Source organism: Spiroplasma endosymbiont of Melanargia galathea (genome assembly GCF_964031075.1).
Taxonomy (GTDB): Bacteria; Bacillota_I; Bacilli_A; order Mycoplasmatales; family Mycoplasmataceae; genus Spiroplasma_A; species Spiroplasma_A apis.
Genome location: NZ_OZ035000.1, coordinates 884,710 through 903,596, shown reverse-complemented (window position 1 = coordinate 903,596; position 18,887 = coordinate 884,710). Strand labels below are relative to the sequence as shown.

The 18,887-nt window shown below is 34.4% G+C and carries 10 protein-coding genes and 4 rRNA genes; 12 read left to right on the top strand and 2 right to left on the bottom strand.

Annotated features, from left to right (window positions below):
* The first annotated feature begins 1,783 nt into the window (after positions 1-1,783).
* On the top strand, positions 1,784-2,554 hold the full coding sequence (locus AAHM92_RS04035; RefSeq protein WP_500222157.1) for a Pr6Pr family membrane protein: 771 nt from the start codon (positions 1,784-1,786) through the stop codon (positions 2,552-2,554).
* A 12-nt stretch (positions 2,555-2,566) separates the two neighbouring features.
* On the opposite strand, the gene AAHM92_RS04030 is transcribed toward AAHM92_RS04035, so the two are convergent.
* Positions 2,567-3,016: a hypothetical protein gene (locus AAHM92_RS04030; protein WP_500222155.1), complete on the bottom strand. Its 450-nt coding sequence runs from the start codon at positions 3,014-3,016 to the stop codon at positions 2,567-2,569.
* A 35-nt stretch (positions 3,017-3,051) separates the two neighbouring features.
* A complete protein-coding gene (locus AAHM92_RS04025; RefSeq protein ID WP_023789873.1) occupies positions 3,052-3,291 on the bottom strand; it encodes a NifU family protein in 240 nt (79 codons plus the stop codon).
* 90 nt (positions 3,292-3,381) lie between these two features.
* On the opposite strand from AAHM92_RS04025, the gene AAHM92_RS04020 reads away from it, so the two are divergent.
* The 11 genes from AAHM92_RS04020 (at position 3,382) to AAHM92_RS03970 (ending at position 18,747) form a co-directional block, all read left to right on the top strand.
* Positions 3,382-3,702: a S1 RNA-binding domain-containing protein gene (locus AAHM92_RS04020; protein ID WP_023789871.1), complete on the top strand. Its 321-nt coding sequence runs from the start codon at positions 3,382-3,384 to the stop codon at positions 3,700-3,702.
* Positions 3,703-3,726: 24 nt separating this feature from the next.
* Entirely contained in the window at positions 3,727-5,007 is a 1,281-nt protein-coding gene (locus tag AAHM92_RS04015) for a glucose-6-phosphate isomerase (protein ID WP_500222152.1), read from the top strand.
* 76 nt (positions 5,008-5,083) lie between these two features.
* A complete protein-coding gene (locus AAHM92_RS04010) occupies positions 5,084-5,590 on the top strand; it encodes a dUTP diphosphatase (RefSeq protein WP_500222151.1) in 507 nt (168 codons plus the stop codon).
* A gap of 14 nt (positions 5,591-5,604) precedes the next feature.
* Positions 5,605-6,660 carry a hypothetical protein gene (locus AAHM92_RS04005; protein WP_500222149.1) on the top strand — a complete coding sequence of 352 codons (1,056 nt, stop codon included), beginning with the start codon at positions 5,605-5,607 and terminating at the stop codon, positions 6,658-6,660.
* Complete coding sequence (locus AAHM92_RS04000) at positions 6,653-7,402, top strand: TrmH family RNA methyltransferase (RefSeq protein ID WP_500222148.1); 750 nt, start codon at positions 6,653-6,655, stop codon at positions 7,400-7,402. Before AAHM92_RS04005 ends, AAHM92_RS04000 begins: the two co-directional genes overlap by 8 nt.
* A 26-nt stretch (positions 7,403-7,428) precedes the next feature.
* The gene (locus AAHM92_RS03995) at positions 7,429-8,844 is read left to right on the top strand and encodes an NADP-dependent glyceraldehyde-3-phosphate dehydrogenase (RefSeq protein ID WP_500222147.1); all 1,416 of its coding nucleotides are present in this window, start codon (positions 7,429-7,431) and stop codon (positions 8,842-8,844) included.
* A 140-nt stretch (positions 8,845-8,984) separates the two neighbouring features.
* Positions 8,985-10,289: a tripartite tricarboxylate transporter TctB family protein gene (locus AAHM92_RS03990; RefSeq protein ID WP_500222145.1), complete on the top strand. Its 1,305-nt coding sequence runs from the start codon at positions 8,985-8,987 to the stop codon at positions 10,287-10,289.
* A gap of 1,478 nt (positions 10,290-11,767) precedes the next feature.
* Positions 11,768-13,286: ribosomal RNA gene (locus tag AAHM92_RS03985) — 16S ribosomal RNA — on the top strand.
* A gap of 290 nt (positions 13,287-13,576) precedes the next feature.
* Positions 13,577-16,485 (top strand): 23S ribosomal RNA (locus AAHM92_RS03980).
* 105 nt (positions 16,486-16,590) lie between these two features.
* Positions 16,591-16,696, top strand: a 5S ribosomal RNA gene (gene rrf / locus AAHM92_RS03975).
* A 532-nt stretch (positions 16,697-17,228) separates the two neighbouring features.
* Positions 17,229-18,747, top strand: a 16S ribosomal RNA gene (locus AAHM92_RS03970).
* Together the 16S, 23S and 5S rRNA genes form the textbook arrangement of a ribosomal RNA operon.
* Positions 18,748-18,887 lie beyond the last annotated feature (140 nt).

Genomic DNA, 18,887 nt, shown 5'->3' with positions numbered 1-18,887 from the left:
AATGATTCAATAGAAAGTGAGTAAACTAATAGAATCATTTATTTAAAAAAGAAAGAATTTCAAAGGATACCATAAAATTTGACATGAGTACCAGCATATTAAATGATGAAAATAAGATCTAATAAGAAAATTCCAAAGTGTTTTTTGAGTGAGTAGAGTATTACAATTTAAAAGCAATAATAAGAAATCTAAAACAAGACTTTATTCAAGATAAATAAGTAAAAACATCACACTTTCTTAATATGAAAGCAAAGTGTCTTTGAAATTAGTTTATTAAGCATAAAAAATCTCATTAGGTATGGTCATATTAATGTCTTAAAGTGGAAAAACTGTAAATTAAATATTTAGTCAATTTTGAGTTCTTAAATAAGATTACTTTTCTATTTAAAATGCTGCTAACAAATTTGTTATTTTAATATAAATAATTCAACAAAGACTTGAATTAATCTAATTCTTATATATAAAAATAGATGTTTTAAATGAATTAATAAGAAAATCTAAGAAAAATTTTAACTAGCATTATTAAGGATCAAGAATCTTTAATCCAAAACTTAATGCTAAGCAAAATAGTTATAATTTTTTCAGATGCCCTCATAAAAACCATAAATTAAAATATATTTGTTGATTAGATTTTTTTATCATCTATGTAATTTTGGGTTGAAGTATCTCTAATTTAAATTGATAAATAGTTGATACAAGTTCTAATGTTTGCTTAATAAAAAAATTTTAAAACTACCTCATTCAAATCAAGTGCCTTAATATATAAATAATACTTGGAAATTCTTACAAATTAAAAAACACGATAACTACATAATTCTCTAGGAGAGGCATTCCATCATATAATAATGGCACAGAAAATTATTTACTGAGTCTTTAAATAGAGCTATAGTCGCTAAACAGTAAAGGGGCGGATATCCAAGGTTTGAGATCACCTTTAACTATGTAAAAGTTTATGATAATTTAGTTCAAATTCAGGAAGCAAAAAAATTTATGTCAAGTTCTTATGAAAGAAGTATTTTTGATGTCAGTTATAGTTGACGACTATATATGAGAAGACTTTTATTTTTTTAATATTGAGCTATCTATTGCTTTTTAATATTTATTTCCTATAATATTTATGATTTTGAAAAATATTTTTTAAAATAAGAAAGGAAAAACATCGGATATAGATTTAAAACATAATTTGAATTTCTAAATAACATGTAAAAGATATTCTTAGTTTCAATCTTACAGAAACGTGTAATGAGGATATATAGTGGAAGGGTAGATTTTATAGAAACTACCAAATAATGAATTGTTAATAATGATTCTTATACGTCATAATTATTTATTTGAAGCACTATTTTCTAAGAAATATCATAATACTCTGTTTTTTAATAAGTTATATCTTTTGTACAACGTTTTCGCACTAAAATATATTACCCAGTATTAATTTAACAACTCATTTTATTGATTACTTATAAATAGAGAGAGGTGTCATTATGTCAAATGTCACAAGTTGCAATTATTCTGGGTGCATTTCTAAACCCAAAAAAAGCCTATTAAATTTCTATTATTGTAAAAAACACTATAGATGGATTAAAAAAACTAGAGGATAGTTTTTAGGGTGGTTTGGGTGGGTTAAGATATATAAATTATCAAAACTTTTTCCGTCTTACTTATATTTTTCATAATTTTCTAAAGTCCTTGGGAAATTATTGACCTCATTTCATGAATGAGGTTTTTTTGTATCCTTATGAAGTTTTGTTATATAATAAAAGAATAAAAAGGATCAGGATTAAATATGAACATAAAGTTTAATTTAAATTCAATAATTAAAGATTGAAGATGATGGTCGTACGTTTTTATACTGATCTCATTAATTTCTTCATTAATTTATGGTTTTTATTATTGTGTTTTAAAAGAATATTGATACGTAAGTGAAACTAGTATCTATGCTAGTTTACTTAATTACGATGCACTTATGAGTTTTTTTTCAGTACAAGTAACAATCATCACGATTGTTTGACTATTATTATTTGTAATAAAAAGCTATAGAAATCAAAAAATAATAGAAAGTGATTTTCAAATCTCGGTAATCAATTATAATTTATTGGTATTTATAATCTTTTGGGTTGGTATCATCTATAGTTTTGCAAATGAAAAAGGTTTTTTAGAAAATTACAGTAAGAATCAGGTCATTTGTACTTCAATTACACACTTCTTCTTACCTACTTTTTTATTGGTTTTATATCCATTTACAGCAGGAAATAAATATATTGACTTTAAAAAAATCTTTAAAGAAAAAACTTTTTATAAAACAATGATATATCCTATCTTTTACTTGTTTTATATACTTGTAAGGGGAAAAATATACCAAAATGATAAAGCTTCAGAAAACTCTTGACCATATGATTTTCTTAACTTTGATAAATTATTAATTGGTAACTCATTGTTTGGTTATATTATTTTACTAGTACTTGTGTTTTTCATATGATTGATTTTGCACCATTGATTGATAATTTCTATCAATAATCTTATTTATAAAAAACGAAAAAAAATAGAGAAAAGCTAGTTTCTCTATTTTTTATTTTTGATCTATTTTATATTGATTTTCACCGTTACATTTGTAGCATGTTAGAACAGACATAGTGTTTTGATATTTAGTATTTTCTGTTCTAAATGAAAAGTTGTTTATTTCTGGTATGATTTTATCCACGCTTTTAAAGTATTCCATGTATTTTTCTGGTGAGGAACGTTTTTTACAATTTATACAACGGAAATTACGAACATCAAATCTTTTGATTACAGCTTGTATTTGAGCAAAATACCACTCGAAGTCATTTTTTGGATACTCACTTGAGAAATATTTATCAAATGCGTCGATTAAAGCACGTTCACCTTCTTCTAGTTTGGATTGTCTGCTAGCAAACTTTTTGTAAAGTAAAGGTAGCAATAATGATGCTGTAAATAGTGACATAGCAGAAACTGCAGTAAAAATAGCTGATATTAATCCAGTTACCTCTTGTAAACTCATATTTTTTTACTCCTTTATATTTTTTAATTTTTGAATTACATTACTAATTCAACACCTTCGATGTCATAGGGAAATTCTTCTAATAATACACCTTCGACACCTTCTTTGAAGGTGAGCTCTGTGAGACCACAGCCAACACAGTTGCCTTTTAATCTAATATAAACTAATTTGTTTTTAATAGCAACAAATTCCATATCACCACCATCTTGTGATATATAAACTTTTAATTGGTCCAAAATTTCAATGACTTTTTTTTCTAAGATATTTTTTTCCATTTTTTTCTCCTTATTTTGAAAAAAAATACAAAATATATACTTTATTTCTAAGATAAGTTTATAATCATTTATGAAGGAGAGCAATAAAAAATGATAAATATAGGTCAAAAAGTTACAGCAAAAGTTACAAGTATCGTTAATTACGGTGCATTTTGCGAAATTATTGATGGTGAAAACATTATTAAAGGTTTAATCCATATATCAGAAATTTCTGACTTTTACGTTAGCGATATCAACGAGTTTTTAACTGTTGGTAGCGAAGTTGAAGTTGAAGTTATTGATATTATTCAAGATAAAAACCAAGTAAAATTAAGTTACAAACGCATCAGACCAGATTTAGTTAAGAGTGATGACTCTAAATTAAAAGAAACTGGCAGCGGATTTGATAACTTAAAAAATAGTGTAGAATAAGCCATAAAAAAAGAGGTATTTTTTATGATTAAAATAGATTTTTCAAATTCAAAAATTGAAAAAGAAGTAAAAAACTTTGACATTTCAAGAATTAAGCAAATACATGAGATGATTGAAAACCGTTCTGGTTTAGGAAGTGATTTTCTAGGTTGATTAGATTGACCTGATAATTATGATAAAACAGAATACAAAAAGATGAAAGAAGTGGCTGAAAAGTTACGAAATCAAATTGATGTTTTAATTGTTATCGGTATTGGTGGAAGTTATTTGGGTGCAAGAGCAGCTGATGAAATGATACGTGGTCTTTATCACAAGGATAAAGTTGAATTAATATATGTTGGTAATACAATAAGTTCAACTTATACACAACAAGTTCTAGATTATCTAGATAATCTGGAGTTTGGTATTGTTAACATCTCCAAATCAGGTACAACAACTGAACCTGGTATGGCATTTAGGGTGTTCGAACAATATCTTGTTGAGTCAAAAGGCAAAGATGTTGCAAAAGAAAGAATTGTAGCGATTACAGATAAAGCCAAAGGTGCTTTAAAAGAGTTAGCTACAGCAGAAGGTTATCAAACTTTTATAATTCCCGATGATATTGGTGGAAGATTTAGTGTTTTCACACCTGTTGGAATTTTTCCACTATTGGTGGCTGGTATTGATACTGATGCTATTTTCAAAGGGGCAAGCAAAGCCGTTAAAGAGTTAAAGGACATTAATAACGATGCATATTTATATGCTGTGTCGCGTTATTTATTGAATACTCAAAAAGGTTACGCTGCTGAAACTTTAGTTAGTTATGAAATTCAGATGCAAATTTTTACAGAATGATGAAAGCAATTATTTGGTGAATCCGAAGGTAAAGATGATAAAGGTTTACTTCCTACAAGCTGTATATTTTCAACAGATTTACATTCATTGGGTCAATTTATACAAGAGGGAACAAAAAATGTGTTGTTTGAAACTATCATAGATGTTAAAAAACCCACACATGATTTAAAAGTTCCTAAAAATAAAGATGATCTTGATGGATTAAACTATCTTACTAACAAGACTTTTCATGAAATAAATTCAACCGCCCTAGTCGGTGTAGTTGATGCACATTCTCAAAAAGGTCTAGTTCCAAATATTTTGTTGAAGTTTGAAAAAATGGACGCCGAAATGTTTGGTTATGCAGCTTATTGATTTATGAAAGCTTGTGCTATGAGTGGTTATTTGTTGGGTGTCAACCCATTCAATCAACCAGGAGTAGAAGTTTATAAAGAAAATATGTTTAAATTATTGAAAAAACCCGGTTATTAAAATAAAAGTTACGATAATATTTATGTTATTCGTAACTTTTATTTTTTTTAATTTAAAATTATTCAAGAGGTGTATTATGTTAACTAATAAAGAATTAATTTATCTATCGGAAAAACAAAAATATTTGGATAATTATATAATGGAAGCAAAAAGTATTGTAAACTCTCCAGAAATTACCAAAAAAAAATTAATCGCTTTTTATGTGGAGGTAGCTGAGTTCATTAATGAACAAAGGTCCTTTAAATTTTGGTCAAATAAGAAGCCAAGCGAAAAATCGATTTTACTTGAAGAGTATATTGACGGCATTCATTTTTTAATTTCTTTGGGAAATGATATGGAATACGACTTTTCTAAATACATAAATACTAATGAAATTAAGACAAAAGACATCATTGAAAATTATTTAAATGTATTTTCTATGACATCCAATCTAGTTGAAACTCAATCAATAGAGAATTACGAAAATTTATTAAAATCTTTTTTAAATATATGTTATATCCTTGATTTTACTATCAATGATATTATTGGTTCTTATAATAAAAAAAATGAAATAAACTTTGAAAGACAAAATAGTAATTACTAAAAGGAGAAGTTTCGGTGAACGATTTTAAAAAAAATAAATTATACGATTATCAGCCTTCCAATTTAAATGACCACAAAATGCCCAAATTAGAAAAGGACATTGTAGTTAGCAATAATATCAATAAAGAGTCAAAAAATGAGCATAACTCAGATGAAGTTGTGTCAAACAAGTTGGATAATTCAAAAGCTAAGGAACTGATTGCCAATATTAAAAAGCAAGCAGAACTTTCTCATGAAGAATCCGATAATAATCCAGAACAGTCTAAATTAGTTATGCCAGATCCAAATAGTAATGATCGTTTAATCAAATATGGTAGTTATAAAGTTGCATATGAAGCAAAGGTTCCTGACTATAGAAACTCACAAAAAATAGTTAAAGATTCTAAAAAAGAAGCCAGAGAGAACTTACAAAAAAAAGATATAGATGTCATTGTAAATACTTTTAAACATAAAGTTATTAAAATAAATAAGACTGAAGTAGTTATTAAAAATAATAAATACGGCTTCGAATTTTATAAAAATAGTTTCGATAGAAGGTGATGGGTAACTGCAATTGTCTTCGATGAAATCTGAAATCCAAAAAAAGAAGCTTATCTTTCGTTGTGAAGTGGTAACGCGTTTGTAGGTTATGGTGAAAATACTTTGGACGAAGTTATTTCAAGAGCTCACACTTTAACAACGTCAGGCAGAACCGGCAATATTGTTTGAAGAGATTTCGTTATATCTTGGAATGAACAAAATAATCGTTTTTTAGCGGGTGATAAACCTACACAGTTTACATTTAAGGAGTATCAAAAAATAATCAAATGATGAGACGCTAATAAAATCAGAATTCACGTCAAACAAGAAAAGATAAAAGATTATGAAGATTTGATGAATGAAACAAAGTTGAAAAAAGCAAAAGGGGAATTTGTTAGTCCAATGGTTGCCATTCAAGCTAAATTATTAGACCCCCCAAGAAAAGCTAAATATATTTTTGGTTACCCAGTTAAGAAAAAAGATTATAAAGGAAAGGATTATGCAAATCCCGAGAATAAGCTTTATGAAATAGGATTTGCATTTAATGAATAAGTTGGAAAAAATTACATCTGTTAAGAACACTAAAATATTAGAAATTTTAGAACTAAAAAAAATCCGAATACAAAAACAAGAAAAAAAATATATAGTAGAAGGTTTCAATTTAGTGCAAGAGGCTATGAAAAATGATGTTGTTGAACTTATTTTAGGCACAAAAAAATACTCAGGTTTAATAGACGAAGAAAAATTCATAGAAATAACCGACAATGTTGCAAATAAGTTAAGTGATTTAACAAATACGCAAGAAATTTTTGCTGTTTGTAATTTTAAACCAAAAGACTTCAATGATAGTAATGTTCTTGTTTTAGATGATATACAGGACCCAGGAAATCTAGGAACTTTAATTAGAAGCGCTTATGCATTTGGTTTCGAAAATATTTTATGTTCAGAAAAAACAGTTTGAATTTATAACCAAAAAGTTTTACGAGCAACACAAGGCAATCATTTCCAACTAAATTTCAAAATTGGCATTCTTGAAGAAGAATTGAAAAAATTGAAAGAAAATAATTTTATTATATTAGGAACTTCTTTGAATTTAGATAATAATATAGATATAACAACATTAAAAGATAAGAAAATAGCTTTAGTTTTAGGTAATGAGGGGCAAGGTGTTTCTGAATCAATAAAGAATATTTGTGATTACAACATAGTATTAAAAACTAACAAAAATGTAGATAGTTTGAATGTTTCAGTAGCAGGTTCAATAATTATGAATAATATATATTCAAATAATTAATTTTGTAACACTAAAAAGGAGATAATATGAGAATATTTAAAGCATTAATAGATAACAAACTAATAGATAATGGACAATGACTTGAAATAATCAATCCAACTTCATTAGAAGTAGCTGGTAAAGTTACTGCTTTAACGCCCGATGATATTAAATGTGCGTTTAATGCAGCAAGAAATAGTCAAGCTGAATGGGAAAATACGCCTTTATTAACAAGAATAAGTATTTTAAAAAAATTTAGAGATGAACTTGAGGTTAACAAAATGGAAATTGCCCAAGTAATAAGTGAAGAAATTGCAAAAGGTTTCAAAGATTCGTTAACAGAAGTTGAAAGAACTTTAGAAATTATAGACTACACATTTGAAGAAGCAAAAAGAATGGATCCATTAGCGATGACAGGAGAAGGAATGGGTGCCAAAAACAAAATAGGTATTTTTTCAAGAGTGGCTAAAGGTGTTATTTTAGCAATTTCTCCCTTTAATTATCCTTTCAATCTTGCTCTAGCAAAAATAATTCCAGCATTAGTTATGGGTAACAGTGTGGTCTTTAAACCTGCGACAGCAGGTAGTTTGGTTGGTGCATTTATGTCTGAGTTAGCAATCAAAGCCAACCTGCCGAAGGGTATTTTTAATGTAGTAACTGGTAGAGGGCGTGATATTGGTGATGATATTACATCCAATCCAGAAATCGATATGATTTCATTTACAGGCAGTGTGAACATCGGTAACCAAATACGAAAAATGGGTAGCACAACCGATTTAGTCTTAGAATTAGGTGGTAAGGACCCCGCATTGGTTTTGGACGATTTAAACCTTACAAAATATGCGGATGAAATTATTTCTGGAGCTTTTGGATATTCAGGACAGAGATGTACAGCAATCAAAAGAGTTTTAGTTAACAATAAAATAGCAGATAAACTAATTCCGATGTTGAAAGAAAGAGTTGATAGATTATCGGTTGGTAAACCATCGGATAATGCAGATATAACACCTGTTATTGATATGAAATCAGCAAACTTTATTTTAGGTTTAATAAACGATGCGAAAGCCAACGGGGCCAAAATTATAACTGGTGATAAAAGTGAAAATAATCTTTTGTGACCAACTTTAGTAGATTTTGTAACTCCTGATATGCGCCTTGCTTGAGAAGAACCTTTCGGTCCTGTTTTACCAATTATAAGAGTTGACGATTTAGATGAAATGATAAGTTTAACAAATAAATCAGAATTTGGACTGCAGGCAAGTATTTTTTGTCAAGATCTTTCACAATCTTTAAATGTTGCCAAACGAATAAAAACAGGTACTGTTAATTTGAATGGTAAATCTCAACGTGGTCCCGATTGTTTTCCTTTCTTAGGGATTAAAAACTCTGGTGAAGGAGTACAAGGAATTAGAGAATCGTTGTTAAGTATGACTAGATATAAAGGTATTGTAATAAATTACTAGACTAAAAATAATACAGAATATTAATGAAACATTTAAGACATACTCGTATATACTTAGAAGTGATTTAAATTTAGGTAGTATTTTATTTTTGTTGTGCTAAAATAATATTATATTTTAGGGCAAATTGATAGGGGTATTATATGAAAAAAATTAGGTTTTTTGGGATAATAGGAATTTTAGCTTGTTCTTTTTTAATGATTCTTTCAATTATTATGTTTAAGTTGCATGATAATTCTTTCAAATTTACAATAATAGTTTCTTTGCATAAAGGTGTTGGTAATCAAATTTCTGCTACAGATTTAAAAGTATTTTCTTACATGGTTATTGCGTCAATGGTTGGAATGACATTGATTGGTATTTTAAGATACATCCTTTTTAAAAACAAAGCTTTATCAATTATAAGCTCACTAACTAGTGTTTTTGCTTTTGTAGCTTTGTTTGTCTATTTTTTTAATGTCAATCCACTTTTGGATGATGGATGATCATTGAATTACAATAACCCAGCATTTATAATTGTTGCAAATCCAACAAGAATAATTTCCATAGTTGGAATTGTACTTTTGGGTATTACAGGCATCTATTCAGTTATCTCTATTGTAATTACTTTTAGAATTAAGAATGTAGCGTTTGAGAATACAGTTAACCACGAAAAAATTAGTAAGAGTTTTTTGGACACACAAGAAACTGAAGATATATCTGAGAATGATAAAAACTTAGTAAAAAATGCTAATCTTGTTGATAATAGTTTTACATCAACTCCAAATGATGAAACTTACAATATAGCTGATAAACTACAAAAGTTGAGAGAAGACCTTGCCGGTGGAATTTTTGACGAACGATTATTTAACACTGATAGTGAGACAAAAGACACTGAAGTCAAAAGAGAAGACAAATTACAATACGATGGGCAAAATGTTAATGAAGAAATTGATAATGATGATCCGATTAACTTGAATGAGAGAGTATCAGAAGACAAAGTTTTGGTTGAAGAAAATCAATTAGTTAGCGAGGAAACTGAAGAATCTCCAAGATTACCCGAACCACCAGTTGATCCTTATCGTCAAACAATTATCCCAAGAAGGTCACTAGATAGAAAAGTTGAATATAAGAAACCAATTGGAAACAAGCCATTTAGTGAATTATCTCAACCTTCAAGAGAAAGAAGAGAAGCAAAGTACGATAGTAATTACCAAGGAAAAGTATTTCTAGGTGATAGCGATAGAATTTGGGAGGCTATGAAAAAGCAAAAAAGATTGAACACCAATTCAACACCTCAAATAGAATCACCTTCAAACCCAGATGACTCAAGTAAAATTGAAGAAGTTCAAATAGAAACAACCATTACCCCTGAGTTAGCACCTAAAAAGGTAATTGATCCCTTAAGTGAGAATCAACAAATTAAAAATAATGATCAAATTTACCCAACAATTGATTGGGACGAGTAATAAATTTTTGAAAATCACTTCAATTTTAAAAGGCAACTAAGTTTGCCTTTTTTATGTATAATTCAAACTCGGTATTTGATAAATGTGTGAAGTTGAATTTTATTCTTTCAATGTTCTATGTTTTAAATATATTTAAAGCCGTTGATTAATTTCCATGCGCCTATTTATAAACATATAAGAATTTGTTTTACTAAGTACATCATTAATTTACCTACGCTTACAATGAAAGCATAGTAAAGCAAGTATTTTTTAACATAATAACGGTAATTATAAATCAAAATACAACACTCCTATTTGTTTGATAATTTAATAAAACTTCGCTTTAATAAATGTGAAAGAATGTTGACACTAAATTTTTCTAATGATTTTAATTCTGCCAAATAAATAACTGCTAAAAGAGTTAGTATAAGATTTCTAGATACATATAAATTAGTTCATATTCATTGAATGTGATAAAAAATGTTTTTCTCGATTCTTGAAAAATCACTGGCAACGATTTAAAGTAAAACTAAACCTATGTTTGAAAATTTAAGCATACATCGCAGTGTTCGCTTAGTTTTTAGAGTCAAAACTTATTTTGATGCTTTTAAAAAAATTGAAATCTAATATAAACGTTTTTTTATGTTCATATATTATTCATTTTGTTGGATTTTTACTTATTTCAATATAACCTTAACTAAGGTGCATCGAGTTTTTGTTATTTTATTCTTAGTTGCAATTGTTTTTAATTATATGAGCTATATTAGTAGTATTTGTAAGTAAAATATTATTTCTTTATTTATAATGCTTATACATCCAGAACTTTATAGATTTTATGTTTCTTTTGTTTATGATGTCAACTTTTTTGATTAATATATGAAGTGGAAAGTATACTAATTAATAATAAGAAATCTGATTTTGTTAGCTGAATATAATTTTCTCGTAATAAATTATGCTAGAAAACATTGAATATAGGTACGCCCAGAAGAATTAACATAAAAAAGTTGTGGTACACATTTTAATGATAAAGAATAATAGATTTAGAACGCAAATGTATATCTTTCTATTAAAGAAATAGTTTATAAATGCTAAACTGCTAACAAATTCCCTTTATAATGTGAATAATTCTACCGAGATTGAATTTTTACAAATGAAAAACAATTTCAGTTCATAAAATTTGCTTTCTTTATTATCGTAAAAATTCAATAAAAAGGGTTTTTTTATTTTTATATGTGCTATTATTAGAAAGCCGTTAAGTAACTGCCTTTTCAATCGAAAATCATTATCTTAAAAAAAAGAAATAAAATAATGTAAAAATGATTGACAAACAATTTCATTTACGGTATATTTAATAACGTGCTTGTTTATCAAGCCATAAAACGATCTTTGAAAACTAGATAGAACAACAACAACCAATTTAATTTGTACAATATAATACAAGTTCAATTTTTTGAGAATACAAACAGATATAGTCATGAATCAAAATATTCGCATTAATTTTTAATGAGAGTTTGATCCTGGCTCAGGATGAACGCTGGCGGCATGCCTAATACATGCAAGTCGAACGGGGTGCTTGCACCCAGTGGCGAACGGGTGAGTAACACGTATCTAATCTACCTTTTAGTGGGGGATAACAGTTGGAAACGACTGCTAATACCGCATACGACACCATTTGGCATCAAAAGGTGTTAAAAGACCCGTTTGGGTCGCTAGAAGATGAGGATGCGGCGTATTAGCTAGTAGGTAAGGTAATGGCTTACCTAGGCAATGATACGTAGCCGAACTGAGAGGTTGATCGGCCACATTGGGACTGAGATACGGCCCAGACTCCTACGGGAGGCAGCAGTAGGGAATTTTTCACAATGGGCGAAAGCCTGATGAAGCAATGCCGCGTGAGTGATGACAGTCTTCGGATTGTAAAGCTCTGTTGTAAGGGAAGAACAGCTAGAAGAGGAAATGCTTTTAGTTTGACGGTACCTTACCAGAAAGCCACGGCTAACTATGTGCCAGCAGCCGCGGTAATACATAGGTGGCAAGCGTTATCCGGATTTATTGGGCGTATAGGGTGCGTAGGCGGTTGATTAAGTTTGAGGTTAAAGCCCGGAGCTCAACTCCGGTTCGCCTTGAAAACTGATTAACTAGAATACAGGAGAGGTAGATGGAATTCCATGTGTAGCGGTGAAATGCGTAGATATATGGAGGAACACCAGTGGCGTAGGCGGTCTACTGGCCTGTAATTGACGCTGAGGCACGAAAGCGTGGGGAGCAAATAGGATTAGATACCCTAGTAGTCCACGCCGTAAACGTTGAGTACTAAGTGTCGGCAATTGTCGGTGCTGCAGCTAACGCATTAAGTACTCCGCCTGAGTAGTATGCTCGCAAGAGTGAAACTCAAAGGAATTGACGGGGACCCGCACAAGTGGTGGAGCATGTGGTTTAATTCGAAGCAACGCGAAGAACCTTACCAGGGCTTGACATCCAGTGCAAAGCTACAGAGATGTAGTGGAGGCCAACATTGAGACAGGTGGTGCATGGTTGTCGTCAGCTCGTGCCGTGAGGTGTTGGGTTAAGTCCCGCAACGAGCGCAACCCCTATCATTAGTTACTAACATTCAGTTGAGGACTCTAATGAGACTGCTAGTGTAAGCTAGAGGAAGGTGGGGATGACGTCAAATCATCATGCCCCTTATGTCCTGGGCTACACACGTGCTACAATGGCTGGTACAAAGAGTCGCAATCCCGCGAGGGGGAGCTAATCTCAAAAAGCCAGTCTCAGTTCGGATTGAAGTCTGCAACTCGACTTCATGAAGCCGGAATCACTAGTAATCGCGAATCAGCAATGTCGCGGTGAATACGTTCTCGGGTCTTGTACACACCGCCCGTCACACCATGAGAGTTGGTAATGCCAGAAGCACGTATCCTAACCGTAAGGAGGGAGCGTACCAAGGTAGGATTAGCGATTAGGGTGAAGTCGTAACAAGGTATCCGTACGGGAACGTGCGGATGGATCACCTCCTTTCTATGGAGTATCATAGTTTAGAGAAAAAAAGCTGAGCGAATCGGTGTAACAGCTTATGAGTATATCTCGTTCTATCTAGTTTTCAGAGATTGTTTTGCGCCAATGCGGCGCAGCAATTTCTGAAAAGAAAATCGTTCTTTGAAAACTGAATATTAGATGAAAAAAAATAGACATTTAATTTTTCTTACGTTTAACAATAAAACGTAAAAATAGTAACTAAAATTACTAAGAAAAACTAAAATTTCAAAAAAATATAGATTATTTTATAATGCAAAATAGGTCTTTCTTTAAGAAAGTATAGTAAGGGCATATGGTGAATGCCTTGGAAAATGGAGCCGATGAAGGACGCGACTACCTGCGAAAAGCGCCGGGGAGCTGGAAGTAAGCTTTGATCCGACGATGTCCGAATGGGGAAACCTACTATGATTAATCTCATAGTGTCCATAACTGAATACATAGGTTATGTGAAGGGAACCTGGGGAACTGAAACATCTTAGTACCCAGAGGAAAAGAAAACGAATGTGATTCTGTAAGTAGCGGCGAGCGAAAGCGGAACAGGCCAAACCGGTCTTCGGGCCGGGGTTGTAGGACTCTTGTTAGAGTTACAAAGTTAGTGTATAGCAGAAGCTGTTGGGAAGCAGCGGCGTAGAGGGTGATACCCCCGTATGCGAAATGCACTAACCTCGAAAGAGTATCCTGAGTACGGCGGGGCACGTGAAACCCTGTCGGAATCTACCCAGACCACTGGGTAAGCCTAAATACTACCATTTTACCGATAGTGAACCAGTACCGTGAGGGAAAGGTGAAAAGTACCCCGTGAGGGGAGTGAAACAGTTCCTGAAACCATATGCTTACAAGAAGTCAGAGCCCGTTAATGGGTGATGGCGTGCTTTTTGTAGAAAGAGCCGGCGAGTTACGATATCATGCAAGGTTAAGCAGAAGATGCGGAGCCGTAGTGAAAGCGAGCCTTAATAGGGCGTTCAGTATGATGTCGTAGACACGAAACCGGGTGATCTAGCCATGAGCAGGTTGAAGTTAGGGTAAGACCTAATGGAGGACCGAACCAACGTTCGTTGAAAAGACCGTGGATGACTTGTGGCTAGGGGTGAAATTCCAATCGAACCCGGAGATAGCTAGTTCTCCCCGATATATCTTTAAGGATAGCGTCGAGGTTTAGAATTATGGAGGTAGAGCTCTGAATGTATGATGGCCCCACCTAGGGGTACTGATTACAATTAAACTGCGAATGCCATAATTTCATACTCGGCAGTCAGAACATGGGTGATAAGGTCCATGCTCGTGAGGGAAACAGCCCAGATCTACAACTAAGGTCCCTAAATATACGCTAAGTGTGTAAGGATGTGAAGGTGCACAGACAGCTAGGATGTTGGCTCAGAAGCAGCCACCATTTAAAGAGTGCGTAACAGCTCACTAGTCGAGTGCCTTTGCGCCGAAAATGTACCGGGGCTTAAGCGGATTACCGAAGTTTAGGATTTACAGCAATGTAAGTGGTAGGGGAGCGTTCTAATTGCAATGAAGTCAGACTGTGAGGACTGGTGGAGCGATTAGAAGAGATTATGCCGGCATGAGTAACGTTTGGGAGTGAGAATCTCCCATGCCGTTTGACCAAGGTTTCCTGGGCAAGGTTCGTCCACCCAGGGTTAGTCAGGACCTAAGGCGAGGCCGAAAGGCGTAGTCGATGGACAACAGGTTGATATTCCTGTACCACCTAATAAAGTGATGGAGTGACGGAGAAGGATAGTGGATGCCGGCTGTTGGATATGCCGGTCTAAATACAAAGGAGTGTACGTTGGTAAATCCGCGTGCTATAACTCTGAAGTATGATGGGGAGTGAACGCTACGGCTAGTAACGAAGTCCATGACTCCACGCTTCCAAGAAAAGCTTCTAGCGTTAATTTATTAGGTGCCTGTACCTAGAACGAACACACGTGGTCAAGGAGAGAATCCTAAGGCAAGCGAGATAACTATAGCTAAGGAACTCTGCAAAATAACCCCGTAAGTTAGCGAGAAGGGGTGCTCACTTTTAGTGAGCCGCAGTGAAGAGGAAGGGGCAACTGTTTAGCAAAAACACAGCTCTCTGCAAAGTCGTAAGACGAAGTATAGGGGGTGACGCCTGCCCAGTGCCGGAAGGTTAAGAGGAGATGTTAACTTAGGTGAAGCATTGAATTGAAGCCCCGGTGAACGGCGGCCGTAACTATAACGGTCCTAAGGTAGCGAAATTCCTTGTCAGGTAAGTTCTGACCCGCACGAAAGGCGTAATGATCCCTTCGCTGTCTCGGCTATAGACTCGGTGAAATTTTAGTACCAGTGAAGATGCTGGTTACCCGCAACTAGACGGAAAGACCCCGTGGAGCTTTACTATAACTTAATATTGAGTCTTGGTGTAACATGTAGAGGATAGGTGGGAGACGTTGAAGCAGTCACGCTAGTGATTGTGGAGTCATCCTTGGAATACCACCCTTGTTACATTGAGGTTCTAACCTAGACCCGTTATCCGGGTCAGGGACAGTGTTTGGTGGGTAGTTTGACTGGGGCGGTCGCCTCCTAAAAAGTAACGGAGGCGCCCAAAGGTACCCTCAGTACGGTTAGAAATCGTACGCAGAGCGCAAAGGTATAAGGGTGCTTAACTGCGAGACTTACAAGTCGAACAGATGCGAAAGCAGGGCTTAGTGATCCGGCGGTCCCGTGTGGAAGGGCCGTCGCTCAACGGATAAAAGTTACCCCGGGGATAACAGGCTGATCTCCCCCAAGAGTTCACATCGACGGGGAGGTTTGGCACCTCGATGTCGGCTCATCGCATCCTGGAGCTGTAGTCGGTTCCAAGGGTTGGGCTGTTCGCCCATTAAAGCGGTACGCGAGCTGGGTTCAGAACGTCGTGAGACAGTTTGGTCCCTATCTGTTGTGGGCGTAGGAAAATTGAGAAGAGCTGTTCCTAGTACGAGAGGACCGGAATGGACGCACCCCTGGTGCTCCTGTTGTCACGCCAGTGGCACAGCAGGGTAGCTATGTGCGGAAAGGATAATCGCTGAAGGCATCTAAGCGAGAAGCCTCCTTCAAGATGAGTTTTCCCATTCTTCGGAAGTAAGATCCCATGTAGACCACATGGTTGATAGGTTGGGTGTGTAAGCACGGCGACGTGTTCAGCTTACCAATACTAATAGATCGAGAGTCTTTCTAAAGAATACCTAAAACAAATTGCTTTATAAAGTATATATTCATTCTAATGTTCAGTTTTGAGAGAACGATTAGGTTTGCAAAAACCCATCTCTCAAAAAAATTCAGATCTGGTGGCCATAGCACTGAGGTCACACCTGTTCCCATGTCGAACACAGAAGTTAAGATCAGTAACGCCGACGATAGTATAATGCGAAAATAGGAAGCTGCCAGTTCAGAAGTAAAAAAGTTCAACTAGATGTTGGACTTTTTTATTTTTTAGGTGTAATATCTCTTTTTTTGCCTCACTAGTAAATTGATTTTAAAATTCTTTATTAAAAAGATAAATTATTTATGATAGTACATTAAGGAAAAAATAATAAGCATATATGAAACTTGAAAACTTAAATTACTTCAATATAACATACAAAGTGTATTTACTATTATTATCTTTTTAAAGACTTATATAATAAAAAAATACTAAAATTTTTAGACATTTTTAAGTTTAATCTGTGCTATTATTAAAAGGCCGTTAAGTTGAAACTTTTAACTTAACGACAAAAAATAAAATATAAAATAAAAAAAATATTGACATTTAATTTTAAATAATATATATTTATTAATGTCGCTTGTTGAACAAGCTATAAAACGATCTTTGAAAACTAGATAGAACAACAACAACCAATTTAATTTGTACAATATAATACAAGTTCAATTTTTTGAGAATACAAACAGATATAGTCATGAATCAAAATATTCGCATTAATTTTTAATGAGAGTTTGATCCTGGCTCAGGATGAACGCTGGCGGCATGCCTAATACATGCAAGTCGAACGGGGTGCTTGCACCCAGTGGCGAACGGGTGAGTAACACGTATCTAATCTACCTTTTAGTGGGGGATAACAGTTGGAAACGACTGCTAATACCGCATACGACACCATTTGGCATCAAAAGGTGTTAAAAGACCCGTTTGGGTCGCTAGAAGATGAGGATGCGGCGTATTAGCTAGTAGGTAAGGTAATGGCTTACCTAGGCAATGATACGTAGCCGAACTGAGAGGTTGATCGGCCACATTGGGACTGAGATACGGCCCAGACTCCTACGGGAGGCAGCAGTAGGGAATTTTTCACAATGGGCGAAAGCCTGATGAAGCAATGCCGCGTGAGTGATGACAGTCTTCGGATTGTAAAGCTCTGTTGTAAGGGAAGAACAGCTAGAAGAGGAAATGCTTTTAGTTTGACGGTACCTTACCAGAAAGCCACGGCTAACTATGTGCCAGCAGCCGCGGTAATACATAGGTGGCAAGCGTTATCCGGATTTATTGGGCGTATAGGGTGCGTAGGCGGTTGATTAAGTTTGAGGTTAAAGCCCGGAGCTCAACTCCGGTTCGCCTTGAAAACTGATTAACTAGAATACAGGAGAGGTAGATGGAATTCCATGTGTAGCGGTGAAATGCGTAGATATATGGAGGAACACCAGTGGCGTAGGCGGTCTACTGGCCTGTAATTGACGCTGAGGCACGAAAGCGTGGGGAGCAAATAGGATTAGATACCCTAGTAGTCCACGCCGTAAACGTTGAGTACTAAGTGTCGGCAATTGTCGGTGCTGCAGCTAACGCATTAAGTACTCCGCCTGAGTAGTATGCTCGCAAGAGTGAAACTCAAAGGAATTGACGGGGACCCGCACAAGTGGTGGAGCATGTGGTTTAATTCGAAGCAACGCGAAGAACCTTACCAGGGCTTGACATCCAGTGCAAAGCTACAGAGATGTAGTGGAGGCCAACATTGAGACAGGTGGTGCATGGTTGTCGTCAGCTCGTGCCGTGAGGTGTTGGGTTAAGTCCCGCAACGAGCGCAACCCCTATCATTAGTTACTAACATTCAGTTGAGGACTCTAATGAGACTGCTAGTGTAAGCTAGAGGAAGGTGGGGATGACGTCAAATCATCATGCCCCTTATGTCCTGGGCTACACACGTGCTACAATGGCTGGTACAAAGAGTCGCAATCCCGCGAGGGGGAGCTAATCTCAAAAAGCCAGTCTCAGTTCGGATTGAAGTCTGCAACTCGACTTCATGAAGCCGGAATCACTAGTAATCGCGAATCAGCAATGTCGCGGTGAATACGTTCTCGGGTCTTGTACACACCGCCCGTCACACCATGAGAGTTGGTAATGCCAGAAGCACGTATCCTAACCGTAAGGAGGGAGCGTACCAAGGTAGGATTAGCGATTAGGGTGAAGTCGTAACAAGGTATCCGTACGGGAACGTGCGGATGGATCACCTCCTTTCTATGGAGTATCATAGTTTAGAGAAAAAAAGCTGAGCGAATCGGTGTAACAGCTTATGAGTATATCTCGTTCTATCTAGTTTTCAGAGATTGTTTTGCGCCAATGCGGCGCAGCAATTTCTGAAAAGAAAATCGTTCTTT